The 16144-nt window shown below is 69.7% G+C and carries 16 protein-coding genes and 1 pseudogene; 4 read left to right on the forward strand and 13 right to left on the reverse strand.

Annotated features, from left to right (window positions below; genetic code table 11):
- Positions 1-28: 28 nt before the first annotated feature.
- From ACFYVR_RS03610 to dxr, 5 genes are all read right to left on the reverse strand, one after another.
- A complete protein-coding gene (locus tag ACFYVR_RS03610; RefSeq protein ID WP_387469681.1) occupies positions 29-1837 on the reverse strand; it encodes a penicillin-binding transpeptidase domain-containing protein in 1809 nt (602 codons plus the stop codon).
- A gap of 99 nt (positions 1838-1936) precedes the next feature.
- Positions 1937-2773, reverse strand: a complete 837-nt coding sequence (locus ACFYVR_RS03615; protein WP_387470340.1) for a GNAT family N-acetyltransferase — start codon at positions 2771-2773, stop codon at positions 1937-1939.
- Positions 2774-2852: 79 nt separating this feature from the next.
- Positions 2853-4007 carry a flavodoxin-dependent (E)-4-hydroxy-3-methylbut-2-enyl-diphosphate synthase gene (gene ispG / locus ACFYVR_RS03620; RefSeq protein WP_387469683.1) on the reverse strand — a complete coding sequence of 385 codons (1155 nt, stop codon included), beginning with the start codon at positions 4005-4007 and terminating at the stop codon, positions 2853-2855.
- Positions 4008-4049: 42 nt separating this feature from the next.
- The gene (locus tag ACFYVR_RS03625; RefSeq protein ID WP_387469685.1) at positions 4050-5255 is read right to left on the reverse strand and encodes a M50 family metallopeptidase; all 1206 of its coding nucleotides are present in this window, start codon (positions 5253-5255) and stop codon (positions 4050-4052) included.
- Between the two features lie 6 nt (positions 5256-5261).
- Positions 5262-6413, reverse strand: coding sequence for a 1-deoxy-D-xylulose-5-phosphate reductoisomerase (dxr, locus tag ACFYVR_RS03630; protein WP_387469687.1), 1152 nt, complete (start codon positions 6411-6413; stop codon positions 5262-5264).
- Positions 6414-6543: 130 nt separating this feature from the next.
- On the opposite strand from dxr, the gene ACFYVR_RS03635 reads away from it, so the two are divergent.
- Positions 6544-6792: a DUF2631 domain-containing protein gene (locus ACFYVR_RS03635; protein WP_387469689.1), complete on the forward strand. Its 249-nt coding sequence runs from the start codon at positions 6544-6546 to the stop codon at positions 6790-6792.
- 142 nt (positions 6793-6934) lie between these two features.
- On the opposite strand, the gene rlmN is transcribed toward ACFYVR_RS03635, so the two are convergent.
- Positions 6935-8044: a 23S rRNA (adenine(2503)-C(2))-methyltransferase RlmN gene (gene rlmN / locus ACFYVR_RS03640; protein ID WP_387469691.1), complete on the reverse strand. Its 1110-nt coding sequence runs from the start codon at positions 8042-8044 to the stop codon at positions 6935-6937.
- Positions 8045-8157: 113 nt separating this feature from the next.
- Between rlmN and ACFYVR_RS03645 the strand changes: the two genes are divergently transcribed.
- Positions 8158-8535, forward strand: coding sequence for a lipopolysaccharide assembly protein LapA domain-containing protein (locus ACFYVR_RS03645; RefSeq protein WP_387469693.1), 378 nt, complete (start codon positions 8158-8160; stop codon positions 8533-8535).
- Positions 8536-8551: 16 nt separating this feature from the next.
- On the opposite strand, the gene ACFYVR_RS03650 is transcribed toward ACFYVR_RS03645, so the two are convergent.
- The 4 genes from ACFYVR_RS03650 to pyrH form a co-directional block, all read right to left on the reverse strand.
- Positions 8552-9277 carry a methyltransferase domain-containing protein gene (locus ACFYVR_RS03650; protein WP_387469695.1) on the reverse strand — a complete coding sequence of 242 codons (726 nt, stop codon included), beginning with the start codon at positions 9275-9277 and terminating at the stop codon, positions 8552-8554.
- Positions 9278-9296: 19 nt separating this feature from the next.
- Positions 9297-10169: a phosphatidate cytidylyltransferase gene (locus tag ACFYVR_RS03655; RefSeq protein ID WP_387469697.1), complete on the reverse strand. Its 873-nt coding sequence runs from the start codon at positions 10167-10169 to the stop codon at positions 9297-9299.
- Between the two features lie 3 nt (positions 10170-10172).
- Positions 10173-10730, reverse strand: a complete 558-nt coding sequence (gene frr, locus ACFYVR_RS03660) for a ribosome recycling factor (protein ID WP_387469699.1) — start codon at positions 10728-10730, stop codon at positions 10173-10175.
- A gap of 84 nt (positions 10731-10814) precedes the next feature.
- Positions 10815-11558 carry a UMP kinase gene (gene pyrH / locus ACFYVR_RS03665; protein ID WP_387469701.1) on the reverse strand — a complete coding sequence of 248 codons (744 nt, stop codon included), beginning with the start codon at positions 11556-11558 and terminating at the stop codon, positions 10815-10817.
- A gap of 175 nt (positions 11559-11733) precedes the next feature.
- Between pyrH and ACFYVR_RS03670 the strand changes: the two genes are divergently transcribed.
- The gene (locus ACFYVR_RS03670) at positions 11734-12525 is read left to right on the forward strand and encodes an SDR family oxidoreductase (protein ID WP_387469703.1); all 792 of its coding nucleotides are present in this window, start codon (positions 11734-11736) and stop codon (positions 12523-12525) included.
- A 64-nt stretch (positions 12526-12589) separates the two neighbouring features.
- On the opposite strand, the gene tsf is transcribed toward ACFYVR_RS03670, so the two are convergent.
- Complete coding sequence (gene tsf, locus ACFYVR_RS03675) at positions 12590-13414, reverse strand: translation elongation factor Ts (protein WP_387469705.1); 825 nt, start codon at positions 13412-13414, stop codon at positions 12590-12592.
- Positions 13415-13492: 78 nt separating this feature from the next.
- On the reverse strand, positions 13493-14326 hold the full coding sequence (rpsB, locus tag ACFYVR_RS03680; protein WP_387469707.1) for a 30S ribosomal protein S2: 834 nt from the start codon (positions 14324-14326) through the stop codon (positions 13493-13495).
- A 288-nt stretch (positions 14327-14614) separates the two neighbouring features.
- Between rpsB and ACFYVR_RS03685 the strand changes: the two are divergent.
- Positions 14615-15094, forward strand: a pseudogene (locus tag ACFYVR_RS03685) (M23 family metallopeptidase); the annotation flags it as partial.
- A 52-nt stretch (positions 15095-15146) separates the two neighbouring features.
- Here ACFYVR_RS03685 and ACFYVR_RS03690 read toward each other — a convergent pair.
- Positions 15147-16097 carry a tyrosine recombinase XerC gene (locus ACFYVR_RS03690; protein WP_387469709.1) on the reverse strand — a complete coding sequence of 317 codons (951 nt, stop codon included), beginning with the start codon at positions 16095-16097 and terminating at the stop codon, positions 15147-15149.
- Between the last annotated feature and the right edge of the window lie 47 nt (positions 16098-16144).

Below are 16144 nucleotides of genomic sequence, written 5' to 3' on the forward strand. Positions count from 1 at the left end.
CCAACCGCACGAAGGTGATCTTCAGCCGTCAGTAGTCGTCGGGCAGGGCGGCGAACATGTCGGTGGTGACGGCGACGGCGTTGTCGGAGCTGCCGCCACGGACGACGAGGGTCGCGAACGCGAGATCGCCGCGGTAGCCGACGAACCAGGCGTGCGAGCCGCCGTCGACCTCGGCCTCCCCCGTCTTGCCGTACACCGCGCCCTGTCCCGCGATGCGCGTCGCGGTGCCGGACGTGACGACCTCGCGCATCATGCCGCGCAGGCCGTCGACCATCTGCGCGGTGACCGCCGTACGGTCGCCCTCGACGGTGGTCTCGTCACCGAGGATCAGGTGCGGCACCGGCGTCGAGCCGTTCGCGACGGTCGCCGCCGCGAGGGCCATCCCGAACGGGCTGACCACCACCTTGCCCTGCCCGAACCCGTCCTCGGTGCGCTGCACGAGATCGTCCGCGGGCGGGACGGACCCCGACTGCGTCGGCAGCCCGGGCACGTCGTAGGTGGGACCGATACCGAACTGTGCGGCCGCGACGGTCAACGCGTCCGCGTCCATCTCGCTGGCGAGCTTGGCGAAGGTGGTGTTGCACGACCTCGCGAACGCGGTGCTCATCGACACGGTTCCGAGAGCGAATTCGTTGTAGTTCGGCACGGACCGCTCCCCGATCACGACGCGCCCGGGGCAGCCCACCATCGTCTCGGGCTGCGCGAGCCCGTTCTCGATCGCGGCTCCGGCGGTGACGATCTTGAACGTCGACCCCGGCGGGTACAGGCCCGTCGAGGCGACCGGTCCGTCCCGGTCGGCGGCCTTGTTCTGCGCCACTGCGAGGATCGCGCCCGTCGACGGCTGCAGAACCACCATCATCGTCTGATCGGGGCGGGCGTCGACCGCGTTCTGCGCGGCCACCTGGATGTTGCGGTCCAAGCTGATCGAGAATGACGGCGCCGGTTCCGGTTTCGTGTTCGTCAGCACGTCGGTGTCGACACCGTTCTGGTTCACCGTGACGACGCTCCAGCCGGCCTTGCCGTCCACCTCGTCGATGACCCGCTTCTTGACCTGGCTGATCAGGTCGGGGGCGAAGTCGCGGTCCGTGGAGACGAGGTCCGCTTCCTCCTGGGTGGAGACGCCGGGCAGCTCGATGAGCGACGCGGCGATCGGCTCGTAGTCCTCCTGCCGGAGGGTGGCGACGAGGTAGTCGCCCTGCACACTCGACGCCGACTCGGCGATCGACTGCGCGGTCAGCGACGGATCGAACGGTGCCAGGATCCGGGCGAGCGTCGCTGCGACCGCGCCGAGGCTGCCCGCCTCGCGGGCGTTCAGGGTGATCCGCTCGACGCTGCCGGGCACGAGGACGTCGGTGCCGGACCGCTCGTTGACGCGGGCGCGCGGCGCCGGAGTCGAGCGCAGCGACATCGTCTGGGTGTCACCGAGTTTCGGGTGCAGATCGGTCGACGTCCACCGCACCGTCCATTCGCCGTCGCGCCGGCCCATCTGCAGGTCGCCCGAGTACGTCCACACCCGGTCCTTCGGCAGGTGCCATTCGTACGTGTAGCCGACGGTGGCAGTGTCGTCGTTGACGCGCACCTCCCCGATCGTCGCGGTCAGCGACTGCCCCTGCAGGTCGTCCCACGCCGAGTCCAACGCCGCCTTCGCGACGTCGGGGCGGTCCGACAGGGCCGCCGCCGCCCCGGTGTCCCGCTCGGCGAGCGCGGTGAGGAATTGCTGCGCCGCGGCGTCCGGTCCGTCGGGCTTCGGTGTGCAGGCGGAGAGCCCGACGGTGACGGCGCCCGTCACGGCGAGCACGACACAGGCCCGGACACGGCGGGCGACACGAGGATTCATCGCCGCCCATAGTAAGTGCGTGCGCACCGCGACCGGCCGACCCCGGGCGTCTGCACGTGCGTGAATTTCACTCCATCGGCGGACGCGACCGGCGCCCGCTCAGTCCAGCAGGATCGTCGAGAATGTGGCGGCCTGGGAGAACCCGATCCGGGCGTACGCGCGCCGCGCGGGCAGATTGAAGCTGTTGACGTACAGGCTCGCGGTGCGGCCCCCGTCGACGACCGCTGCCGCGACCGCAGCCGTCCCGGCGGCGCCGAGTCCGCGGCAGCGGTGTTCGGGATGGACCCACACCCCCTGGATCTGGCCGACCTGCCGGGACGCCGACCCGATCTCGGCCTTGTAGATCACCTCGTCGTCCTCGAACCGGGCGAAGGCTCGACCGGCCGCGATCAGGCCCGCCACACGACGCCGGTAGCCGCGCCCACCGTCGCCGGCACGCGGGTCGATACCGACCTCTTCGATGAACATCTCGATCGCCGCAACGAGGTAGGTGTCGAGTTCGTCCATGCGGACGAGCCGCACCTGCGGGTCGGGCTCGATCGCGGGGCGGGTCGCCAGCGCGAGCAGCGGCTGATCGGCCCGGACCTCGCGGGCCGGGCCCCAGTCGGATTCGAGCATCTCCCACAACGGCATGGTCAGCTCGGCGCGACCGACGAGCGACGAACACATCCGCGGGAAGCGGGTCGCCCGGTCGGCGAACGCACGCAGGTCGCCGACACCACCGCGCAGCGGAACGAGGTTCGCCCCCGAGAAGCACAGTGACTCGTCCGGTCCGCCGCGGCTCCACAGTTCGCCGTTGATCGACCGCGGTTCGACACCGAGGTCCTGGACGCGCCCAGCCACCATGCATGTGGCGATCGGGTCGGCGTCGAGTACGCGCAGCACGTCGGCCCGGTCCCGTGCGCCCAGTTGTCTGGCGCCGAGCAGTTTGAGCACCCGGTCACCCCCGGTCTCGTCGGGACTTGCGGACATCACCCCCGCAGGGGTGGGTGTGCCGACAGAATACGATGCGCGGTCAGCCGACGGTGACCACGGGCGATCCCGAGTCGGAATCGTTGCCCATCTCCTCTGCGATGCGCATCGCCTCCTCGATCAGTGTCTCCACGATCTGCGCCTCCGGCACGGTCTTGATGACCTGGCCCTTGACGAAGATCTGACCCTTGCCGTTGCCGGACGCCACACCGAGATCCGCTTCACGGGCCTCACCGGGACCGTTGACGACGCAGCCCATGACGGCGACCCGCAGCGGAACCTCCATGCCCTCGAGACCGGCGGTGACCTCGTTGGCGAGGGTGTAGACGTCGACCTGCGCGCGACCACACGACGGGCAGGAGACGATCTCGAGCTTGCGGGGACGCAGGTTGAGCGACTGCAGGATCTGCGTGCCGACCTTGATCTCCTCGGCGGGCGGCGCCGACAGGGACACCCGGATCGTGTCGCCGATGCCTTCGGACAGCAACGCACCGAACGCGACCGCGGACTTGATCGTCCCCTGGAATGCCGGCCCCGCCTCCGTGACGCCGAGGTGCAGCGGGTAGTCGCACTGCGCGGCGAGCTGCCGGTACGCCTCGACCATCACGACCGGGTCGTTGTGCTTGACGGAGATCTTGATGTCGCCGAAGCCGTGTTCCTCGAACAGGCCCGCTTCCCACAGCGCCGACTCGACCAGCGCTTCCGGGGTGGCCTTGCCGTACTTCTTCATCAGGCGCGGATCCAGCGAGCCGGCGTTGACGCCGATCCGGATCGGGATGCCCGCGTCCCCGGCCGCCTTCGCGACCTCCTTGACCCGGCCGTCGAACTCCTTGATGTTGCCGGGGTTGACGCGGACCGCGGCGCAGCCGGCGTCGATCGCGGCGAAGATGTACCGGGGCTGGAAGTGGATGTCCGCGATGACCGGGATCTGGCTCTTCTTCGCGATCGCGGCGAGGGCGTCGGCGTCCTCCTGTCGCGGGCACGCGACGCGGACGATGTCGCAGCCGGACGCCGTCAACTCGGCGATCTGCTGCAGGGTCGCGTTGACGTCGTGCGTCTTGGTGGTGCACATCGACTGCACCGACACCGGGTGCTCGCTGCCGACACCGACGTTCCCGACCATGAACTGTCGGGTCCGGCGACGGGGTGCGAGGACGGCGGGAACCTCGGGCATGCCCAAACCGACGGGGCTGGTCACGGTCTGCCTTCTTTCGTAGCTGTGTCGACGAGTCTAGCGGCGCTAGAAGATCTTGATCGGATTGACGATGTCCGCGGTGAGCGTGAGCAGCATGAACGCGCCGCCGATGGCGATCACCACATAGGTGAGCGGCATCAGCTTCATGTAGTCGACCGGCCCGCCCGCGGGCAGCCCGCGCCGGATCCGCAGGCTGTTGCGGATCTTCTCGTAGATCGTCACGGCCATGTGGCCACCGTCGAGCGGCAGCAGCGGCAACAGGTTGAAGATGCCGAGGAAGAAGTTGAGGCTGATCAGCAGTAGAAGGAAGGTCTGCCAGCTGTCGTTCTCGACCGCCTGTCCGCCGATCACCGACGCCCCGACGACACTGACCGGGGTGTCGAGTTCACGTTCGCCGCCGGTGACGGCCGTCCACAGGTCGGCGACCTTGCTCGGCATCTGCGCGAGCCCGTGGACCGACTCGACCATCAGGTCGCCGGTGAACGCGACCGACGCGGGAATCGCGGCCAGCACGTTGTACTGCGTCGGTCCGTAGTAGTCCGGGGAGACACCGATCGCGGCGACGGTCGTGGTGGTCTCCGTCCCGTCGGGGTTCGTGACCAGTCGCTCGACCTGGTCGGGAACCACGGTCACCGTCACCGTCTCGCCGTCGCGCTCGACGGTGAAGTCCACCGGGCCGGCCTGCTTCCTGGTCTCCCTCTGGAACTCGCTCCAGGTCTCCACCGGCACCCCGCCGATCGCGGTGACCACGTCGCCCTCGCGCAGGCCTGCCGACTCGGCGGGACCGGGGCCGGAGCACGTCGCCAGGGTCTGCTGGTCGATCTGGTCCGAGGTGCAACTCATCGCGCCGATCTGGGTCTCCGGCGGTTGGTTCAGGTTCGGCAGACCCCAGCCCACCGCCAGCACGACGACGAGAGCCAGGCCCAACACGAAGTTCATCGCGATGCCACCGGACATGACGACGAGGCGCTTCCACGTCTTCTGCTTGTACATCGCGCGGTCCACCTCGTCCGGCGCGAGGTCGTCGTGCATCGTCATACCCGCGATGTCGCAGAAGCCGCCGGCGGGGATGGCCTTGAGTCCGTACTCGATCTCGCCGCGGCGGAACGAGAAGATCCTCGGACCGAATCCGATGTAGTAGCGACGGACCTTCATGCCGAGGGCTCGCGCGGTCCACATGTGGCCGGCCTCGTGCAGCGCGATCGAGATCGTGATGCCGAGGGCGAACAGCACGATGCCGATGATCAACATGCGGTTCTAACCCCTTCGCTCGACGAGTTCGTGCGCCCGCGCCCGCGCCCAGCCGTCCGCGGCGAGCACGTCGTCCACGGTAGCGGGTGCCGCCGACCACTGGCCGCCACCTGCGAGAACCTTCTCCACCGTCCGCACGATCGACGGGAACGTCGCCTGCCCGTCGAGGAAGTACTGCGCGGCGACCTCGTTGGCGGCGTTGTACACGGCGGTCATGCAGCCACCGGCCCTGCCTGCCTCCCGGGCCAGGTCGACGGCCGGGAACACCGCGTTGTCGAGCGGCTCGAACGTCCAGGTCGACGCGGTCGCGAAGTCGCAGGCCGCGGCCGCGCCGGGGACCCGGTCCGGCCAGCCCAGGGCCAGCGCGATCGGCAGACGCATGTCGGGCGGGCTGGCCTGGGCCAGTGTCGAGCCGTCGGTGAAGGTGACCATCGAGTGCACGATCGACTGCGGGTGGACGGTGACGTCGATGCGGTCGTAGTCGATGCCGAACAGCAGGTGCGTCTCGATCAGCTCGAGACCCTTGTTCACCAGTGTCGCCGAGTTGAGGGTGTTCATCGGGCCCATCGACCAGGTCGGATGGGCGCCGGCCTGTTCGGGGGTGACGGCCTCGAGCGCGTCGGACGTCCAGCCGCGGAACGGCCCACCCGACGCGGTGAGGACGAGGCGGTCCACCTCCTCGGCGCGACCACCGCGCAGGCATTGCGCGAGTGCGGAATGCTCCGAGTCGACGGGCACGATCTGACCGGGCGCCGCGGCCGCGGTGACCAGCGGCCCGCCCGCCACCAGCGACTCCTTGTTCGCGAGCGCGAGCCGGGCACCCGATTCCAGTGCCGCGAGGGTCGGTTCGAGCCCGAGGGACCCGACGAGCGCGTTGAGGACGACATCGGCCTCGGTGCTGCGGACCAGCTCGGTCACCGCGCCCGGTCCGGACAGCACCCCGGGGAGGCCCAGGCGGGCTGCCGCGGCCGGATCCGCGACCGCGACCCGCGTCACACCGGTCGCGCGGATCTGCTCGCCGAGCAGCTCGATGTTCCCGCCACCGGCCGCGAGACCGACGACGGTGAACTTGTCGGGATTCGCCGCGACGACGTCGAGGGCCTGCGTTCCGATGGAGCCGGTGCTGCCGAGCAGGAGCACGCGCGTAGGTTCTGGCACCCGTCCATTGTCCCCGATGGGACCTGAGAGCAGCCTGACAGGCCGGGCGACCCACCCCGGTCGCTACGACACCGGGTCGTATGCCACGATATGCGGGAAGACGCACACCGTACGAGCAGGAGGATCGGCCGTGGCCGCCAGCGAGCCCCAAGTCACCACCAACGTCGACACCGCCGAGGTGCCCTCTGCGGAATGGGGTTGGAGCGGCGAGGCTCCCCGCTTCTTCCGCGCGCTGGGCTGGCTCTCCGTCCTGGTCCTGCTCTTCTTCACGCACGGTAACCACGAGGGCAAGGTCGAGGACCTGTGGCTCGTCGGTATCGCCGCCCTCATCGTCGTCATGCTGGTGCGTGACATCATCGTTCGCCGCAAGCCCCGGTAGCCACAGACTTCGACGGCCGCGCCGCTCCTGACGGAGCAGCGCGGCCGTCGGCGTTTGACGGACCGGACCGGGCTCACACTCGATGCGTCCCACGTCGGATCCGACGCGGAACCGCCACGGAATGCGGGGGGCTCCGGTGTGCTCAGTTCTCGGCGGCGAGCTGGCCGCAGGCCGCGGCGATCTCCTGACCACGGGTGTCACGGACCGTGCACGAGACGCCCTGCGCGACGACCCTGCGCACGAACTCGCGCTCGACGTCCTTCGGCGCCGCGTCCCACTCGCTGCCGGGCGTCGGGTTCAGCGGAATCAGGTTCACGTGGACCAGCGCCCCGAGTGCCTTGTGCAGCTTCTTGCCCAGCATGTCCGCGCGCCACGGCTGGTCGTTGACGTTCTTGATCAGCGCGTACTCGATGGAGACGCGGCGTCCGGTCTTGTCGGCGTAGTAGCGGGCGGCGTCGAGGACCTCCGCCACCGACCAGCGGTTGTTCACCGGGACCAGGGTGTCGCGCAGCTCGTCGTCCGGGGTGTGCAGCGACACCGCCAGCGTCACCGACAACCCCTCGTCGGCGAGTTTGCGGATCGCGGGCGCCAACCCGACCGTCGACACCGTCACCGACCGCTGGGACAGGCCCAGTCCTTCGGGTGCGGGTGAGGTGATCCGGCGGACCGCGGCGACCACACGCTTGTAGTTGGCGAGCGGCTCGCCCATCCCCATGAACACCACGTTCGACAGGCGGCCCTCCCCGCCCGCGACCTCCCCGTCCCGCATCGCGGCTGCCGCCGACCGAACCTGGTCGACGATCTCGGCCGTCGACAGGTTCCTGGTCAGCCCCGCCTGGCCGGTCGCGCAGAACGGGCAGGCCATGCCGCAGCCGGCCTGGCTGGAGATGCACAGGGTCGCGCGGTCGGGGTAGCGCATCAGGACCGACTCGAGCAGCGTTCCGTCGTTCGCCTTCCACAGCGTCTTCCGGGTGGTGCCGTCGTCGCAGGCGACGTGCTTGACCGGGGTGAGCAGCGTCGGGAACAGCGCCTCGCCGACCTTCTCCCGCACCGCGGCGGGCAGGTCGGTCATCTTCTCCGGATCGGCTTCGAGCCGACCGTAGTACTGGCGGGCGAGCTGGTCCGCGCGGAATCCGGGCAGTCCCAGCTCCTTCACCGCAGCCTTGCGGCCCTCGGCGTCGAGGTCGGCGAGGTGCGTCGGCGGCATGCCGCGACGCGGAGCGTTGAACACGAGGGGAACGGGAACGGCCATAATGTCCCCCAGTGTCCCATCCGGAGGTCGCGACATGCGAATTCGCCTCCCGGAATCACGCCAATATCACATCGGTGTGTGCAATCACCCGGTGGGTGGGTGATGATCACACCATGTCCACCACCGACGGACCCCGCCGCGACGACACCGACCCGATCACCCCGGTGGAACCGACGCCGGCACCCCCGGAGCCCCCCGTCAACCCCGAAGTGGACGCGGTCCGCAGGCACACCAGCCTCGGCCACACCAAGGCCGCCGCCACCTGGACCGGGCTGGTCATCGGCGTGCTGGTGCTGGTCGCGTTGCTGGTGTTCATCCTGCAGAACCTCGAGACCGTCACCCTCGACCTGTTCTGGTGGGAGTTCTCGGTGCCGCTCGGCGTCGGTCTCCTTCTCGCCGCCATCGCCGGCGCGCTGATCATGGCTCTTGCGGGCGGGGTCCGGATCGTGCAGATCCGCCGCCTCGCCAAACGCGCCGCCAACGCGGCGTGACGCCGGGACGCGGCGATCACACGGCGAGCAGGCCGGTCGGAGCACGTCGGGTGTGGATGCGGTAACCGACGTCGAAGGACAAGCCCGGCACCTGTGTGTATGCGCGCTCGGCGGTCCTCTCGGCGAATTCGATGCCGAGCACCGCGCGCAGCGCGCGCCGGTCCGGGAACTCCCAGCGGGTGGTGACGCGGGTCAGGTCGAATCCCTGCGCCGCGAAGAACGACTCGACCGTCACCGGGTCGTAGTGCGGCAGATCGGCACGCATCCAGCTTCCGTAGGCAGTCGCCGCTGCATCGAGATCGACGACGACGAGCGTTCCGCCGGGGCGCAGGACGCGCATCGCCTCGGTGATCCCGGGACCGCATCCCGGTCCGAAGAAGTACGCGGTCCGGGCGTGCACGACGTCGACACTGCGGTCCGGCAGCGGCAACGCCTCCGCCGTCCCCTCGAGCACCCGCACCGAGCCGAGCGCCGCGGTCCGCTCCCGGGCCTGCGCAACCAGCGGTGGATGCGGCTCGACCCCGGTCACGGTCCGGGCGGCACGGGCGAACTCCGGAATGTGGAATCCGGTGCCGCAGCCGACGTCGACGACATCGCGACCGGCCCAGTCCGCCACGCGCCGGAGCGCGGCGAAGATCACGCCGTCGACATCCTGGGCCCGGTTCTCCACCTCGTAGATCCGGGGCCAGTTCCAGATGTTCGGGCTGGGGATCGGCCGGCCCGGCGGGGGTCGGTGCCTCATGGGACCGGTTCCGCGGGTCTCACAGCAGCGCGGTCAGGACCAGCCAGGTCACGAACGCCGACGGCAGCAGCGAGTCGAGCCGGTCCATGATGCCGCCGTGTCCCGGCAGCATCGTGCCCATGTCCTTGATCCCGAGGTCACGTTTGATCTGGGACTCGATCAGGTCGCCGAGGGTGCCCGTGGCCACCAGGACGACACCGAGCAGCAGGCCGATCGCCGGATTGGCGTCGAGAATCAGCGTGACTGTCAACAACGATCCGATGATCGCGAAGACCAGCGAGCCGCCCAGCCCCTCCCAGGACTTCTTCGGGCTGATGGCCGGCACCATCGGGTGCCTGCCGAACAGCACGCCCGCGGTGTAGCCGCCGACGTCCGAGCACACGACACCGATCATGAACACGAACACCCAGCCGGCGTCGTCTCCGGTGACCATCAGGGTCGCGAACGACGCGAGCAGCGGCAGCCAGGCCGCCACGAACACCGTGATCGCCATGTCCCGCAGATAGTTCCGCGGTGCTGCGTCGAGTCCGTCGGCGAGCAGCCGCCAGATCATGCAGGCGAGTGCCGTGCCGGCGAAGCCGGCGAGAACCCCGGTGGTCCCGAACGGCCAGCCGAGCCAGATCACCGCCTGGCCGCCGAGGACCAGAGGTATCCACGGGACGAGGATGTCGGCCTCACGCAGCCGCCGCACCACCTCCCAGGTGGCGATGGCGATGGCGCCGCCGACGATGCCGAACCAGACCTTCGGTACGAAGATCAGGGAGACGATGACCAGCGCACCGAGGGCCACCCCCACCGCGATCGCGGCGGGAAGGTTGCGGCCCGCCTTCGTACCGGTGGCGGTGGGCACCCCGTCCTGATGGGAACCGTCCGCGGGACCTGCAGTGGTCACCGACTAGACCTCCATCAATTCGGCTTCCTTGTGCTTGACCAGCTCGTCGATGTGGGCGACGTACTTGGCCGTCGTCTTGTCGAGCTCCTTCTCCGCACGCGCGACCTCGTCCTCGCCGGCTTCGCCGTCCTTCTGGATACGGTTCAGCTCGTCCATCGCCTTGCGCCGCACGTTGCGGATCGCGACCTTCGCGTCCTCGCCCTTGGCCTTCGACTGCTTGACCAGCTCGCGGCGACGTTCCTCGGTCAGCTGCGGGACCGAGACGCGGATCAGGGTGCCGTCGTCGGTCGGGTTCACGCCGAGATCCGAGTTGCGGATCGCGTTCTGGATCGGCCCGAGCTGGGATGCCTCGTACGGCTTGATCACGACGAGCCGCGCCTCGGGCACGGTGATCGACGCGACCTGGGAGATCGGCGTCATCGCGCCGTAGTACTCGATCGCGATCCGGTTGAACATGCCGGGGTTGGCGCGGCCGGTCCGGATGCCACCGAGATCGTCCTTCGCCGAGGCGACGGTCTTCTCCATCTTCTCTTCGGCGTCGAAGAGCGCTTCATCGATCACGGTGTTCCTCCAGGCTCGCGGGGATTGCTGCTCTACTGAGTGCTGTCGTGGCGATCACGATGCCGCCGGTCGTGTTGCCGCTGGTCATGATCTCACCAGGGTTCCGATCTTCTCACCGGACACCGCGCGTGCGATGTTGCCCTCGGTGAGCAGGTTGAACACCATGATCGGCATCTGGTTGTCCATACAGAGACTGAACGCGGTCGCGTCGGCGACCTTGAGACCCTGCTCGATGACCTCGCGGTGGCTGATCTCGGTGTACATGGTGGCCGTGGGGTCGATCCGCGGATCGGCGGTGTAGACGCCGTCGACGGCCTTGGCCATCAGCACGACCTCGGCGCCGATCTCGAGTGCCCGCTGCGCAGCGGTGGTGTCGGTGGAGAAGTACGGCATGCCCATGCCCGCACCGAAGATGACGACGCGCCCCTTCTCGAGGTGGCGGCGGGCGCGCAGCGGCAGGTACGGCTCGGCGACCTGACCCATGGTGATCGCGGTCTGCACGCGGGTGTCGACGCCTTCCTTCTCCAGGAAGTCCTGCAGCGCAAGGCAGTTCATCACGGTGCCGAGCATGCCCATGTAATCGGACCGGGCGCGGTCCATGCCGCGCTGCTGCAGCTCCGCGCCGCGGAAGAAGTTGCCGCCACCGATCACGACCGCGACCTGGACGCCGGAGTCGGCGACGGCCTTGATCTGACGGGCGACGGTCTGCACGACATCCGGATCGAGCCCGACCTCGCCGCCACCGAACATTTCGCCGCCGAGTTTGAGCAGGACGCGCTTGAAGCCGTCGCGTCGGGGCGAGTTGTCGATCGTGGCGGATTCGGTCATGGCTCTCCTTCGTCTCGGGTCGCGTCGGGCGGTGCGACCAGCATGAATCGGCCACCGACGGCGGTACAGCCACAGATGACCTCTTCATCCTGCCTCATCCTGGCCCGCGCGCGACGCCCGGGGCCGTAGGCTGCGCCCGGCGTGGCCAGGTTTTCGGCGCGAGAAGGGAGAACCAATGATTCTGGACCGGTTCCGGGTGACGGATCAGGTGGCGGTGGTCACGGGCGCGGGCCGCGGTGTGGGGGCGGCGTCGGCCGTCGCACTCGCCGAGGCGGGCGCCGACGTGCTGCTCGCGGCGCGGACGGCCGAACAGCTCGAGGAGGTCGCCGAACGGGTTCGCGGGGTCGGTCGGCGGGCGCACGTGGTCGCCGCCGATCTCGCCGACCTCGACGCCGTCGCCACGCTCGCCGACGCGGCGGTGGAGGCGTTCGGCCGGCTCGACATCGTCGTCAACAACGTCGGCGGTGCGTTGCCGACCCCGCTGCTGCAGACCGGCACCCGGCAGCTCGAGGAGGCGTTCCACTTCAACGTCTCGACGGCGCACGCGCTCGTGCGGGCGGCGGTGCCGCACATTCTCGGAACGGCGGGCGGTGGCGCGATCGTGAACGTGTCGTCCGTCGTCGGCCGGGTCGGCGGTCGCGGATACGCCGCCTACGGCACCGCGAAGGCGGCCGTCGCCCACTACACCCGGCTGGCCGCGGCCGACCTGTCGCCGCGGATCCGCGTCAACTGCGTCTCGCTCGGCTCGGTGCTGACGTCGGCACTCGACGTGGTGGCTCAGAACGAGACGATCAAGTCGGCGATGGAGGACGCGACTCCCCTGCACCGGATCGGCGACCCGGAGGACGCGTCGGCGGCCGTGCTGTACCTGTGCTCTCCCGCCGGGTCGTACCTGACGGGCAAGGTGCTCGAGGTCGACGGTGGTCTGCAGACCCCCAACCTCGACTTCGGCTTGCCGGACCTGTGAGCGGACGACGACGGCCCCGTCACCGCGAGGGTGACGGGGCCGCTCGTACTGCGACCGCCTGCGACTAGCTGGCGCCGACCTCGAACCGCGCGAAGCGGACCAGGGTCACGCCGGCCTCGTCGAGCAGGGCCTTGACGGTCTTCTTCGAGTCGGTGACCGAGGACTGCTCGGTCAGCACGACGTCCTTGAAGTAACCGTTGACGCGGCCTTCGACGATCTTCGGGAGAGCGGCCTCCGGCTTGCCCTCCTCCTTCGCGGTCTGCTCGGCGATGCGACGCTCGTTCTCGACGATGTCCGTGGGGACCTCGTCGCGGGTCAGGTACTTCGCCTTGAGCGCGGCGACCTGCATGGCGGCACTGCGAGCGGCCTCGGCCGCCGCGTCGCCCTCACCGGTGTACTCGACCAGGACGCCGACGGCCGGCGGCAGGTCCGAGGCACGCTTGTGCAGGTAGGTGGCGACCGCGCCGTCGAAGGACACGACGCGGCGCAGCTCGAGCTTCTCGCCGATCTTGGCGGACAGCTCCTGGACCAGCGCGTCGACCGTCTTGCCGTCGACGTCGAGGGCCTTGAGGGCCTCGAGGTCGGCGGGCTTCGCGGCGGCAGCGGCGGTGACGATCTTGTCGGCCAGGCCCTGGAACTCGGCGTTCTTGGCGACGAAGTCGGTCTCGGCGTTGAGCTCGATCATGACGCCGTCCTTGGCGACGACCAGGCCCTCGGCGGTGGAACGCTCGGCGCGCTTGCCGACGTCCTTGGCGCCCTTGATGCGGAGCAGCTCGACGGCCTTGTCGAAGTCACCGTCGGTCTCGGCGAGCGCGTTCTTGCAGTCCATCATTCCGGAGCCGGTGAGCTCACGAAGCCGCTTGACGTCAGCGGCGGTGTAGTTCGCCATCGGGGGCGAGCCTCCTTGGATGAGATTCGGGTGCGGAAGTGAAACGGCCCCGACCCTTCGAGGTCGGGGCCGGATCGACTAGGCCTGCGGGGCCTCTGGGGCGGCCTCGGCGGGGGCAGCCTCGGCGTCGGCGGCCGGAGCGGCCTGCGAGAGCAGCTCCTGCTCCCACTCGGCGAGCGGCTCGGCGCCTGCCTCGGGCTTGCTGTCGTCGGCGGCGTTGCGGCCGGCGCGGGCCTGCAGGCCCTCGGCGACGGCGGAGGCGACGACCTTGGTCAGCAGCGCGGCGGAGCGGATGGCGTCGTCGTTGCCCGGGATCGGGTAGTCGACGAGGTCGGGGTCGCAGTTGGTGTCCAGGATCGCGATGACCGGGATGTTCAGCTTGCGAGCCTCGGAGACCGCGAGGTGCTCCTTGTTGGTGTCGACGACCCAGATGGCCGACGGAACCTTGGCCATGTCCCGGATGCCGCCGAGGGTGCGGTCGAGCTTGGTCATCTCACGCGTGAGCATGAGGATTTCCTTCTTGGTGCGACCCTCGAAGCCACCGGTCTGCTCCATCGCCTCGAGGTCCTTCAGACGCAGGAGACGCTTGTGAACGGTGGTGAAGTTGGTGAGCATGCCGCCGAGCCAGCGCTGGTTGACGTAGGGCATGCCGACGCGGGTCGCCTCTTCGGCGATGGACTCCTGCGCCTGCTTCTTGGTGCCGACGAACAGGATGGTGCCGCCGTGGGCAACGGTCTCCTTGACGAACTCGTACGCCTTGTCGATGTACGTGAGGGTCTGCTGGAGGTCGATGATGTAGATGCCGTTGCGGTCCGTGAGGATGAACCGCTTCATCTTCGGGTTCCAGCGACGGGTCTGATGCCCGAAGTGGGTACCACTGTCGAGCATCTGCTTCATGGTCACGACAGCCATGGCTGTGTACCTCTTACTTTCATAGCGGTTGACGCAGGCGATCGGGTGACCCCTGCCCTGGCGCCCACCAGCCCTCGGACCTGCACGGATGCAGGACCAGCCGAGGGCTGCTCTTCAGTGCGCGGGCGCGCGAAGTCGGACTGCGCGAACACAGACCGCGTGTCGAGTGTACGGGGTCGCGATCGCAGGTCCTAACCGGCCTGCCCGACCTGGGGATCGTTTCCGAAGTTGTCCCCAGACGGGGTCGACGGGGTTCCGTGACGGCTCGCCGGGACCGACCGTGGACGCATGCGACTGTGCGCCGTGCTCGGACTGTGTGTCCTACTGCTTCTCGTCGACCCGCCGGTGGCCGTGGCCGCCGACTTCGGGTGGCCGCTGCGGCCGCGACCGGCCGTGGTCGCCGCGTTCGATCCGCCGGAGCGGGACTGGCTGCCCGGACACCGCGGTGTGGACCTGGCCGGATCCGCTGGCCAGCCGGTCCTCTCGGCCGGGGACGGAGTGGTGGTGTTCGCCGGTGTGGTCGCGGGCAAACCCGTCGTCTCGGTCGATCATCCGGGCGGGCTGCGCACGACGTACGAGCCGGTGCGGGCACTGGTGCGGGCCGGTCGGCGGGTCGCCCGCGGGACCGCACTCGGCGTGCTCGAACCCGGCCACGCCGGATGCGCGGCCGCGTGCCTGCACTGGGGCGTGCGCCGCGGACGCGACGAGTACCTCGACCCGCTGGCGCTGGTCCGGTCGGGCCCGATGCGTCTGAAGCCGTTGCTCGGTCGAGGCACAGGAAGAGGTGTCAGGCCCGCTCACCACGCCGCCAGGCGGGGTGTCAGGCGCGCGGGTGCGCCTGGTCGTGGACGGCGCGGAGGCGGGCCACGGAGACGTGCGTGTACAGCTGGGTCGTCGCGAGGCTGTTGTGACCGAGCAGTTCCTGGACCACGCGCAGATCGGCGCCGCCCTCGAGCAGGTGGGTGGCCGCGGAGTGCCGCAGGCCGTGCGGGCCGAGGCTGGGTGCACCGGGTACGGCCTCGAGTACCTCGTGCACGACGGTGCGGGCCTGCCGTTGGTCGAGTCGGCGGCCGCGTTTGCCGAGCAGCAGCGCGTTCCCGGACTGCGAGGTGGCCAGCGCCGGGCGTCCCACACGCAGCCACCCGTCGAGGGCTTCGGCGGCGGGAGCGCCGAACGGCACCGACCGCTGCTTGTCCCCCTTGCCGACCACGCGGACGACGCGACGGTCGTGGTCGACGTCGCCGAGGTCGAGGCCACACAGCTCACCGACCCGGATTCCGCTGGCGTACAGCAACTCCACGATCAACCGGTCCCGGACCGCGACCGGGTCGAGTTGCGCGGCGCCCGACTCCGCCGCGCGCATCGCCTCCTCGGCCTGCCCCTGCCGCAGCACGGCGGGCAGCGTGCGGTGCGTCTTCGGGGACGCGAGCCGGACTCCGGGGTCGCGGGGTATGCGCTTGGTCCGGGTCAGCCATCCGGTGAAGGTGCGTGCCGCGGCGGTCCGCCTGGCCAGGGTGGTCCGGGCGACTCCGGCGGCCGCCTGCCCGGACAGCCAGGCGCGCAGCATCGCCAGGTCGAGGTCCTCGAGACGCGCATCGGAATCGGTGGCCGCCAGGTGGGTCAGGAGGGAGCGCACGTCACCGAGATAGGCGCGGACGGTGTGCTCGGATCGGCCGCGTTCGAGTCGCAGGTGGTCGGCGTAGACGTCCAGCAGTTCGGCCAGTCGTGCGGGCAACTCGTCGGGTTCGCGGCCCCGTTCCCCGGTGGTCATGGACCACAAGATTGCCGTGGTCGGGGAATAAAGCAAGCACACGCGCC

It is taken from the genome of Rhodococcus sp. NPDC003318, assembly GCF_042879035.1.
GTDB lineage: Bacteria > Actinomycetota > Actinomycetes > Mycobacteriales > Mycobacteriaceae > Rhodococcus_G.

Bases quoted from the DNA above. Each gene is read 5' to 3' on its own strand.
- ACFYVR_RS03690 (WP_387469709.1), bottom strand. From the start codon at position 16,097: ATGACCACCGGGGAACGGGGCCGCGAACCCGACGAGTTGCCCGCACGA.
- rlmN (WP_387469691.1), bottom strand. From the start codon at position 8,044: ATGGCCGTTCCCGTTCCCCTCGTGTTCAACGCTCCGCGTCGCGGCATG.
- ACFYVR_RS03670 (WP_387469703.1), top strand. From the start codon at position 11,734: ATGATTCTGGACCGGTTCCGGGTGACGGATCAGGTGGCGGTGGTCACG.
- ACFYVR_RS03650 (WP_387469695.1), bottom strand. From the start codon at position 9,277: ATGAGGCACCGACCCCCGCCGGGCCGGCCGATCCCCAGCCCGAACATC.
- pyrH (WP_387469701.1), bottom strand. From the start codon at position 11,558: ATGACCGAATCCGCCACGATCGACAACTCGCCCCGACGCGACGGCTTC.
- rpsB (WP_387469707.1), bottom strand. From the start codon at position 14,326: ATGGCTGTCGTGACCATGAAGCAGATGCTCGACAGTGGTACCCACTTC.
- ACFYVR_RS03610 (WP_387469681.1), bottom strand. From the start codon at position 1,837: ATGAATCCTCGTGTCGCCCGCCGTGTCCGGGCCTGTGTCGTGCTCGCC.
- ACFYVR_RS03645 (WP_387469693.1), top strand. From the start codon at position 8,158: ATGTCCACCACCGACGGACCCCGCCGCGACGACACCGACCCGATCACC.
- ACFYVR_RS03625 (WP_387469685.1), bottom strand. From the start codon at position 5,255: ATGTTGATCATCGGCATCGTGCTGTTCGCCCTCGGCATCACGATCTCG.
- tsf (WP_387469705.1), bottom strand. From the start codon at position 13,414: ATGGCGAACTACACCGCCGCTGACGTCAAGCGGCTTCGTGAGCTCACC.